The sequence below is a fragment of the Pseudomonadota bacterium genome (assembly GCA_022361155.1).
GTDB lineage: Bacteria > Myxococcota_A > Polyangia > Polyangiales > JAKSBK01 > JAKSBK01.
Map to the genome: position 1 here is coordinate 1 of JAKSBK010000207.1, position 1,844 is coordinate 1,844.

Consider the following 1,844-nt stretch of genomic DNA (forward strand, 5'->3'; position numbering starts at 1 on the left):
GACCGAAGAAACAGCGTCAGCGTCGGTTCCCGCGTCTCGCCGACCGGCGCCGCTACCGGCGTCGCCGGGGACCACGGGTCGCGCGCCATCGCTGCCGGCCGCTGCGTCTCGCAGACCCGCGCTGCCGGCATCGCCGGGGGCTACCGGTAAACCGGCGTCGCCCAGGCATCCCGGAACGCCGCCGATCGGGGGGATTCCGGGAACGCCCGCGTCGCCCCCTGTACAGGTGGTGCCAATCACAGGGCAGAGCTCGCGCCAGGGTCCGGCGCAGAGCGCGGCGAGCATGCTGGGTGAAGGACACGCGAGCCCCTGCACGCTGCGCAGCTTCATCAAGGACGCGAAGCTCTGGCCGCCGTCCTGCGACAGGCCCAGTTGAAAGCCCTCGCTGCGCTCGTGCGTGCAGGCGTACAAGCCTCGCTGGGTCCATGTCAGGCACTGCACCGCACCATGGAAAACCTTGCTGAACGCGAGATCGCGCGTCGAGGCTTTCCAGATGCCCAGCGCGGAGCAGTCGACCAGGCCGGGTCGATCAGGCAACCCGAAGCCGACCGCCACTTGCGTGCCGTCCGGCGAAAGCGCGAAGCCAGCCATCACGGCTCTGCCCTCGAGCACGCTGCGCCACGACTGCCCGCCGCTCGACGACACCAGCAGACGATCCCGGTTCGACCCGCGCACGCGCACGTAGATCGTGTCGCGGTCGTTCGGCGCGACGGCCGTGAAGAACGGGACCGCTTGCGGGCCCGTGTCGGCTATGGGCAGCAGCGTCCAGCCGACGCCGCCGTTGTCGGTGCGCAGCAACACGCCCCTGAGCGCGGGCACCAGTCCCAGCCCGCTGACGTACACGCGCTTGGGGTCGCTCGCAGCCACGTCGAACGCCGTGGCGACCAGATCGAGCTCCGCGCCGAAGGGACCACCGAGCCGCTGCCAGCTCGCGCCGCTGTCGCTCGTCCGCCAGAGCCGGTGCGTGGAAAGCCCGTGCTGCGCCTCGCGGCCGAGCGCGAGTGCGCGTGCGCGCTCGAGAGGGTCCACGCTCACGTCGACGATCTCCAGCTCGCCGAGCGCGCCTTGCGCCTTGCTCCATGTGCATCCATCGGCCGAGCCCAACGCCAAGCCGCCAAACAGACCGGCCAGCAACGTGCCATCACCCAGCAGGCCTAGCGCAGGGTCCTCGTTACCCCCGTAGCCCACGGCTTGCTCGCAGATCAGCGACCAGCGCTTGCCAGTGTCTCGCGTCACCAGCAGCCCGTAGGTGGCTCGCACGATCAGGTGCTCGGGACTGCGCGGGTCCTCGATCAGCTGCTGGGCCGAGGGGTAGCGTCCGTTGGCAAGCACGGTCGGTGTCGCGGACCAGCTTGCCAGCGCTGCGGCCAAAGCCATCGAGCCTGCCACACGATCGACACCACCCGCCATGCCGCCCTACAGCGTGCAGTTCTGGATGCACCAACTGCGGTTCCCTCTCTCAACGCAGCCGCCTCCCAGCAGCATCAGGCACCAGGGACTGCCGCACAGGGGAGGCCCGCCCTGCATGCCACAATAAGGCGGCCCTGGCAGCGCGGGGGATGTGGTACACGTGAAACCCGGTGGGCAAGGTGGGCCGCCGGGAGTCCCTGAGCCTGCGATCCCCCCCGCGCCACCTCGGCCGGCCGCGCCGCCCTGCCCGCCCACTCCGCTCTGGCCCCCGCCCCGACCGCCCCAGCCGGCGCCAGCGGCGCCTTGGCCGGTGCCAGCAACGCCGCCCCAGCCACCGCTGCCAGCTGCGGCGCCAAAGCCGCCCTGCGCGCCCGCCACGCCTATCGCGCCGCCCTGTTGTCCACCGCCCTGTCCACCGCCCGAGCCCCAGCCGC

At 71.6% G+C, this 1,844-nt stretch carries 2 protein-coding genes; both read right to left on the reverse strand.

The features are described from left to right. Positions 1-1,410: hypothetical protein (locus MJD61_07630; GenBank protein ID MCG8555144.1), on the reverse strand; the 1,410-nt coding region annotated here is incomplete at its 3' end. A gap of 6 nt (positions 1,411-1,416) precedes the next feature. Further along, positions 1,417-1,844 (reverse strand): hypothetical protein (locus MJD61_07635; GenBank protein MCG8555145.1); only part of this gene is annotated, 428 nt, incomplete at its 5' end.